Raw genomic sequence first — 7,944 nt, forward strand, 5'->3', positions numbered from 1 at the left:
CCGGAAGCCGAAACACGATCATGGCCAACAAGAACGACGAGCTGCTGAAAAAACTCCTGGCGACGTTCCGGGTGGAGGCGGACGAACATCTTCAGGCGATGGCGTCGGGGCTGCTTGCGCTCGAGAACATGCCGGATGGTGCTCAGGCGGCGGCGCTGGTCGAGACGGTTTTTCGTGAGGCGCACAGCCTGAAGGGCGCCGCCCGGGCCGTAAACCTCATGGAAATCGAGTCGGTGTGCCAGTCGCTGGAAAGCGTGTTCGCCGCGCTGAAGGGCAAGCGGCTCGCCGTCTCGCCGCCGCTGGTCGATCTGCTGCAGCAGGCGATCGACGCCCTCGGCGGGCTGCTTGCCCCGGGCGCCGGTCCCTCCCGGTCACGCTCGCCGGCGGTCGCGGCGCTGATGCGGCGACTCGACGACGCAGCGACGGGAATACCGCCCGGTTCCGAAATACCGGCTACGGCGGAGCCTCTCCCCGCGTCGTTACCCGATGCATCGGTGACGATGACCGCTGTGCCCCGCCCCGCTCCCGACCTGGCTTCCGATACGGTCAGGGTCTCCACCGCGAAACTCGACGCGGTGATGCGCCAGGTCGAGGAACTGTTGTCGCCCCGCCTGGCGGCGAGCCAACGCGCCCGGGAACTGCGCGAGACCGTCGCCGCGCTCGCCGCCTGGAAAAAGGAACGCACACGGATTCAGCCCGCATTGCGATGGGTCGAGCGCGCATTCGCGCGCACCCTCAAGGACACCGGCAGCGCGCGGGAAAGGCAGGAACTCCCCAGGCTGCTCGAGTATCTGGATGCCGAGCAGCTTCACATGAAAATGCTCGAGGACCGGCTGGCGCGGCTGACACGCTCGGCCGAGCACGATCGGCGCACGCTGTCCGGCATGACCGACGGCCTGCTGCACGACGTGAAGGAGATGCAGTTGCTGCCGTTCGCGTCGCTGCTCGATATGTTCCCGCGCTTTGCCCGCGAATTGGCCCGCGGGCAGGGCAAGGACGTGGAACTGGCGCTGCAGGGCGGCGAGATCGAAATCGACCGGCGCATTCTGGAGGCCATGAAGGACCCGCTCATCCACTTGCTGCGCAACGCGATCGATCACGGCATCGAGCCGCCGGCCGCGCGCGTGGACCAGCGCAAACCGGCGCGCGGAACGATCACCTTGACGATCTCGCAGCAGGACGGCGGTAAGGTCGAGATCCTGGTGGCCGACGACGGCGCCGGCATCGATGCCTCCAGGGTGAAGGCTGCGGCCGGCAGGCTCGGCCTCGTTTCCGCCGAGGAGGCGGAGCGGCTCGACGAGCCGGCGGCGCAGGCGCTCGCCTTCCAGTCCGGCGTGACCACCAGCCCCCTCATCACGGACGTCTCCGGACGCGGGCTCGGCCTCGCCATCGTGCGGGAAAAAGTCGAGCGGCTGGGCGGCAGCGTCGCGCTCGAATCGCAGCCCGGTGCCGGCACCGCCTTCCGGATCGTCCTGCCGCTGACGCTTGCCACTTTCCGGGGCATCCTGGTCCGTGCCGGCGAACAGCTTTGCGTCATCCCCGCTGCGCGCGTCGAACGGGTGACGCGGGTGGCCGGCCCGGACGTTCAAACGGTGGAAAACCGCGAAACGATTCCGCTCGATGGGCAAGCGGTTGCGCTGGTCTGGCTCGGCGACGTGCTGGAACTGCCGCGCAGGGAGACAGCGACCGAATCGGCGGGCGGCGTGCCCGCCGTCGTGCTCGGTTCGGACCTCGGGCGCGTCGCGTTCCGGGTGGACGAAATCCTCGGCGAACAGGAAGTGCTGGTCAAAACCCTCGGCCCGCAACTCGCGCGCGTGCGCAACGTCGCCGGCGCGAGCGTGCTGGGGACGGGCCAGGTGGTGCCGGTGCTGAACGTGCCCGACCTGCTGAAATCGGCAGTGAAGCAGGCGACGGCGCCGCGCGCGCCCATCGCGGCCGGGAAACCCGGAGCGGTTGAAAAGCAATCCATCCTGGTGGTGGAGGATTCGATCACCTCGCGCTCGCTGCTCAAGAACATCCTTGAATCGGCGGATTACGCCGTCACTACCGCGGTGGACGGAATCGACGCCTACACTGCGCTCAAGACCGGCACATTCGACCTGGTCGTCTCGGATGTGGAAATGCCGCGCATGGACGGTTTCGACCTCACGGCCATGATACGTGCCGACAAGCATCTTGCGGAACTGCCGGTGGTGCTGGTGACCGCGCTCGATTCGCGCGAACACCGCGAGCGCGGCATCGACGTCGGCGCCAATGCCTATATTGTGAAAAGCAGCTTCGACCAGAGCAACCTGCTGGAGGTGATCCGGAGGCTGTTATGACGTTTCGGATTTCAGATATCAAGTTTCAGGTTTCCCTGCGCGCCCGCTTCGCCCTGGGTTTGGGCGCCGTGCTGCTGCCGTTTCTGGTGGCTGCGGCCGTGGGCCAGTTCTACCTGCTGCCGCGGCTGATCGAGCCGCTCGACGACATCGTGCGCGAGCTTACCGAAGAACTGGCGCCCGTGACGCACCTGCAGACGGCGCTGCTCCAGGCCGCCATGCCGGTCAACGACTACCTGATCCACGGCGATCCGGATGAGCGCCGGCAGTTCGCACAACTGCGCCAACGGGTGGAGTGGGCTTTCGACGCGGCCTCGCCCGAGCGGGTTCACGCTGGCGGAGGAACGCGCGCTGATCGGGTCCGCGCGCGCGGAATGGGCGCAGGCGCTGCGCCTGGGCGAGCAGCTTCTGCGCCTGCCCAACCCGGTGGGAAACGCGGCGGCGGCGCGCGACATGGAGCGGTTCGATGCGCACATCGATCGGGCCGTGTCAGCGCTCGATATGACGCACGATTATTTCCATCAGGTAATCGACCGGAATCGCGCGCAGGCCCGCGCCGCCCGCACCAGAGTCCTGTGGGTGACCTTCGCTGCCTTCGTGGCGGCCGTTGCGGCGTCCCTGTTCGCCGGCGTGGTGCTGGCGCGCTCCGTCACCGACCCGGTGGACACCTTGCGACAGGGCGCGGCGCGCCTGGCGGAAGGCAAGCTGTCACACCGGATGGACATCCACCGTCATGACGAGCTGGGCGAACTGGCCGCGGCCTTCAACGCGATGGCCGGGCAGCTCGAAGCGGATCAGGCCGCGCTCGAGGCGTTCGCTACGCACGACGGCCTTACAGGGTTCTACAACCACCGCACCTTCTACGTGCTGCTCGGGGACGAGCTTGCACGCGCGCAGCGCTTCCAGCGGCCGCTCTCGCTGCTGCTGCTCGACATCGACCACTTCAAGCGCGTCAACGACACGCACGGGCACCTGGCGGGAGACGCCGTTCTCAGGGGACTGGGCGAGTTGCTGGGCCGCGAGGCGCGTGCCGTCGACCGCGTGTGCCGTTATGGCGGCGAGGAGATCACCGTCATTCTGCCGGAGAGCGATTTTGAGGCCGCTGTTCGTTTCGCCGAACGCCTGCGCGCGGCGGTGGAGGCGCAGCCGTTCGATGCTAATTCGGAACCCATACGCATGACCGTCAGCATCGGGGTCGCGACCTGGCCGGTACACGCGGCCAGCGCCGAGGCGCTGGCCGCGGCTGCCGACGCGGCGATGTATGCGGCCAAGCGGGGTGGCAGAAACCGGGTGGTTCGGTATGAGCTGGCGTTCGCTCAACCGGCGAGCCCGGGATGAGCATGGACGGAAAATTGCGCGGAGCGCCACTCCGGAACCACACCATGAGGCAATACCCATGATCAAGGTCCTGGTGGTGGAAGATTCGCCCGTGGTGCGTGAATTTCTCATTCACGTTCTCAGCGCGGATCCCGGCATCCGGGTCATCGCTACGGCGCACGATGGCGAGGAGGCGCTCGATGCCGTGCGCCGCTATGGACCCGACGTGATCACGATGGACATCCATATGCCGAAAATGGACGGCCTGGAGGCCACGCGCCGGATCATGGAAACGGACCCGAGACCGATTGTCATCGTCAGTGGGAGCTACGATCCGGGGGAGATGGCGACGACATTCGAAGCCATGGAGGCCGGCGCGCTGGCCGTGCTGTCGCGGCCTGCTGGCATCGGCCACGCGGACCATGAGACCACGGCGAGGGAACTGGTGCAGACGGTGAAGCTGATGTCGGAAGTCAAGGTGGTGCGGCGCTGGCCCCGCGTGCGGCCCGATGCGCTGGCCCGGAGTCCGGAGAAGACGGGGCCGGCGCACGCCCCGGCGAAGATGCGAATCGTCGCCATCGGCGCTTCAACTGGCGGTCCGCCCGCGCTCCATACCCTGCTCGCGGGATTACCGAAGACGTTTCCGGTTCCGGTATTGATCGTCCAGCATATGGCAGCGGGCTTTATCCAGGGATTCGTCGAGTGGCTGAGGCAATCGGTCAGCCTGCCGGTTCAGGTCGCCCGCCACGGAGAGCTTATTCTTCCTGGTCACGTCTACTTTGCGCCCGACGATTACCAGATGAAGGTGGAACGCAGCGGCAAGGTCGCCCTGACCCGGGACGCGCCCGAAAACGGGCTTTGCCCGTCGGTGTCTTATCTTTTCCGCTCGATTGCCGATAACTACGAGGGCGACGCCGTTGCCGGCCTGCTCACCGGCATGGGACGCGACGGCGCCGAGGAACTGCGGCTATTGAAAGAAAAGGGCGCAGTCACCTTCGCCCAGGACAAGGACAGTTCGGTCGTGCACGGCATGCCGGGCGAAGCAATCAAGCTCGATGCGGCGACGTTTGTGCTTCCCCCGGACAAGATTGCCGCAGTGCTGGTGAATCTGGCGAACAACGGCCACGCGCAATGGAGGCATTCATGAAATCGACCCGGGGCAAGAACGGTAGCGTTGAGATCCTTATTGCCGAGGACAGCCCGACCCAGGCCGAGCAGTTGCAAAACCTGCTCGAAGGACACGGCTACCGGGTGGTGGTTGCCGCAAACGGCAGGAAAGCGCTCGAATCGCTGCGGCGGCGCAAGCCGTCGCTGGTGATCAGCGACATCGTGATGCCCGAGATGAACGGCTACGAACTGTGCAAGGCAATCAAGGCCGACGAGGCGTTGAGGGACATCCCGGTCATCCTGGTGACCACGCTGTCCGACGTGCTGGACATCATGAAGGGGCTGGAGTGCGGCGCCGACAACTTCATCCGCAAGCCGTACGAGGAGAAATACCTGCTCGCCCGCGTCGATTACCTGCTGATGAATCAGGAAATGCGCAAGAGCCAGAAGATGCAGATGGGGATGGAAATCCATCTCGGCGGACAAAGGCATTTCATCACCGCCGAGCGGCAGCAGATCGTGGACCTGCTGATTTCGGTCTACGAGGAGGCGATCCACCTCAACGAGGAGCTCAAGGTAAAGCAGAGCGAGCTGGCCGACTCGAACCACGTGCTGACCGGCCTCTACCACATCGCCGAGGGGCTGAATCATGCGGTGAGCGAGCGCGCGGTGTGCGAGAAAGCGCTCGAACATGCGCTGGAGCTGCCGGGGGTGCGGGCGGGCTGGATATTTCTGCAGGAAGGTGAATCCGGCTTCCGGCTCGGCGCCGCGTGCAATCTGCCGTCGGCATTGCAGGTCCCAGGGGCGATGGAGGGCTTGTGCGAATGCCGGCGCCGGTTTCTCGCGGGCGAGCTGGATCATGTCACCAGCATCCTGGAATGCGAGCGGCTCGGCAAGGCGAAGGCGGGCACCCAGGGCTTGCGCTATCACGCCAGCGTGCCGTTGTGGAACGGCGATCAGATCCTGGGCGTCATGAATCTGGTCGGTGCGGATCAGGGCCTGTTCCGGGAAGATGAACTGGAAACGCTCTACGGGGTCGGGCACCAGGTGGGTATTGCACTGGAGCGGGCACGACTGCACGAACATCTGGAGCAACTGGTGGAGGAACGCACCGCAGCGCTCACTGCGGAAATCGCCGAGCGCAAACGCGCGGAGGCCAGGATCGTTCGCCTCAATCGCATCTACAGCGTACTCAGCGGCATCAACACGACGATCGTGCGCGTGCGAGAACCCCAGGAACTCTTCGACGAAGCCTGCCGCATCGCGGTGGAACACGGCAAGTTCGCGTTCGCGTGGATCGGCACGCTTGACGCGGACACGCAGCAGGTCACGCCGGTCGCCAGGGCAGGCCTTGACGATGGCTATCTGTCCCGGATCAATTTGAGCGTTGCGGAAGATGCGCGGGGAAATTGCCCGCTGACGGCGGAAGCGATCACGCAGGCGAAGCCGGTCATCTGCAACGACATCGCATCGGATGATGACCGCTGTGCAAGGTGTGCCTGGCGTGCCGAAGCCTTGCAGCGCGGCTATCGTTCCGTGGCGATGTTTCCCTTGCTGCTGGGAGAGCGGCCGGTCGGCGTATTCGTGCTCTATGCCCCGGAAGCGGACGTTTTCGATGAGGAGGAAATGCGGCTGCTGGTCGAAATGGCCGGCGATATTTCCTTCGCGCTGGACCATCTCGAAAAAGAGGCGCGCCTCGATTATCTGGCCTATTACGATGCCGTCACCGGTCTGCCGAACCGGACGCTGTTCCTGGATCGCGTCGACCAGAAAATCGGTGTCGCACGCCGCGATGGCAAGGTGTTTTCCGTAATCATGCTCGACCTCAACCGCTTCAGCAGCATCAATGAAACCCTGGGCCGGCAGGCCGGCGACGATCTGTTGCGCCAGATCACACAGCGGCTACAGGGCATGCTCGGCGAAACGGACATCTTTGCCCATTTTTCAGCCGACTACTTCGGCATCGCCACCCGCTGCGACGATGCCAGTGTCAACATCGTTCATGTCCTGGAGCGGATGTTGTCGGCGATCCAGGATCAGCCGTTCCTGGTCGGCGGACAGGAGCTGCGTATTTCGGCCAGGGCCGGGGTATCGTCTTATCCCACTGACGGCCAGGACATCGAGGCGCTTTTCCACAATGCCGAATCGGCGCTGAAAAAAGCCAAGCTCTCCGGCGACAGGTATCTGTTCTATACCCCTGCATTCAATGCGCTGGTCGCCGAGAAGTTGTCGCTCGAGAACAAGCTGCGCCGGGCGCTGGAGCGGGAAGAACTGGTGCTGCATTACCAGCCCAAGGTCGACCTCGACAGCGGACAGATCAGCGGCCTGGAAGCGCTGCTGCGCTGGAACGATCCGGAGAATGGCCTGGTGCCGCCGCTGAAGTTCATTCCCCTGCTTGAAGAAACCGGAATGATTCTGGAAGCCGGTCTGTGGGCGCTAGAAAAAGCGGTAGCGGATTCCCTGGCGTGGCAGGCGAAAGGGCTGCGATCGCCGAGGGTCGCCGTCAACGTCTCTCCGATCCAGCTACAACAGAAAGATTTCGTCAGCATGATTGAGCGCGTGGTGAAAGGTGACAGAGAGGTGGCCGGCAGGCTGGAGCTCGAGATCACCGAGAGCCTGATCATGCAGGATATCGAGGCCAACATCGAGAAGCTTCAAGCGATCCGGGAGATGGGCGTGGAAGTGGCGATCGACGATTTCGGCACCGGGTATTCCTCGCTCAGCTATATCGCCAAGCTGCCTGTCAGCACCCTGAAAATCGACCGGGCGTTCATTATGAACATGACCAGCAACGCCGACGATCTGAGCATCGTGTCCACGATCATCTCGCTTGCCCATTCCCTGAAGATGCGGGTGGTTGCGGAGGGCGTCGAAACCGGGGAGCAGGCAAGGTTCTTGCGCGTGCTCAAATGCGACGAGATCCAAGGGTTCCTGTTCAGCCCGGGGGTGCCTGCGGAACAGATTGAGCAGTTCCTGCGCGAGCAGAAATTGCTGCCGGGCTAGTGTCATATCATGTGTGACCTGACATCAGGTTGCGAACTGTTCAAGGATGAAGTGCGCGAACTGGGCATTGCGCTCGGCCTGCCGCACGACATGGTCTACCGCCATCCATTCCCCGGCCCCGGCCTGGGTGTGCGCATCCTCGGTGAAGTCAAACGAGAATACGCCGAGCTGCTCAGACGGGCCGATGCCATCTTCATCG

Annotated in this window: 5 protein-coding genes and 1 pseudogene; 5 read left to right on the forward strand and 1 reads right to left on the reverse strand. The window is 64.4% G+C overall.

Features of this window, described 5'->3' with window-relative positions:
• Positions 1-20: 20 nt before the first annotated feature.
• The gene (locus ABW22_RS11310; RefSeq protein WP_059756489.1) at positions 21-2,321 is read left to right on the forward strand and encodes a hybrid sensor histidine kinase/response regulator; all 2,301 of its coding nucleotides are present in this window, start codon (positions 21-23) and stop codon (positions 2,319-2,321) included.
• 11 nt (positions 2,322-2,332) lie between these two features.
• Here ABW22_RS11310 and ABW22_RS11315 read toward each other — a convergent pair whose 3' ends face one another.
• A complete protein-coding gene (locus ABW22_RS11315) occupies positions 2,333-2,563 on the reverse strand; it encodes a hypothetical protein (protein ID WP_157648612.1) in 231 nt (76 codons plus the stop codon).
• 10 nt (positions 2,564-2,573) lie between these two features.
• Between ABW22_RS11315 and ABW22_RS11320 the strand changes: the two genes are divergently transcribed.
• From ABW22_RS11320 to ABW22_RS11335, 4 genes and pseudogenes are all read left to right on the forward strand, one after another.
• Positions 2,574-3,656: a GGDEF domain-containing protein gene (locus ABW22_RS11320; RefSeq protein ID WP_059756495.1), complete on the forward strand. Its 1,083-nt coding sequence runs from the start codon at positions 2,574-2,576 to the stop codon at positions 3,654-3,656.
• Positions 3,657-3,714: 58 nt separating this feature from the next.
• Positions 3,715-4,782, forward strand: a complete 1,068-nt coding sequence (gene cheB, locus ABW22_RS11325; protein WP_059756498.1) for a chemotaxis-specific protein-glutamate methyltransferase CheB — start codon at positions 3,715-3,717, stop codon at positions 4,780-4,782.
• Entirely contained in the window at positions 4,779-7,745 is a 2,967-nt protein-coding gene (locus ABW22_RS11330) for an EAL domain-containing protein (RefSeq protein ID WP_059756510.1), read from the forward strand. Before cheB ends, ABW22_RS11330 begins: the two co-directional genes overlap by 4 nt.
• Before the next feature lie 33 nt (positions 7,746-7,778).
• A pseudogene (locus ABW22_RS11335) lies at positions 7,779-7,944 on the forward strand (GMP synthase (glutamine-hydrolyzing)); the annotation flags it as partial.

The sequence above is a fragment of the Thiobacillus denitrificans genome (genome assembly GCF_001530125.1).
GTDB lineage: Bacteria > Pseudomonadota > Gammaproteobacteria > Burkholderiales > Thiobacillaceae > Thiobacillus > Thiobacillus denitrificans_C.

What these genes read in the sequence shown, in the direction of transcription:
- ABW22_RS11320 (WP_059756495.1), top strand. Translation starts at nt 2,574, where the DNA reads ATGAGCGCCGGCAGTTCGCACAACTGCGCCAACGGGTGGAGTGGGCTT.
- ABW22_RS11310 (WP_059756489.1), top strand. Translation starts at nt 21, where the DNA reads ATGGCCAACAAGAACGACGAGCTGCTGAAAAAACTCCTGGCGACGTTC.
- ABW22_RS11330 (WP_059756510.1), top strand. Translation starts at nt 4,779, where the DNA reads ATGAAATCGACCCGGGGCAAGAACGGTAGCGTTGAGATCCTTATTGCC.
- cheB (WP_059756498.1), top strand. Translation starts at nt 3,715, where the DNA reads ATGATCAAGGTCCTGGTGGTGGAAGATTCGCCCGTGGTGCGTGAATTT.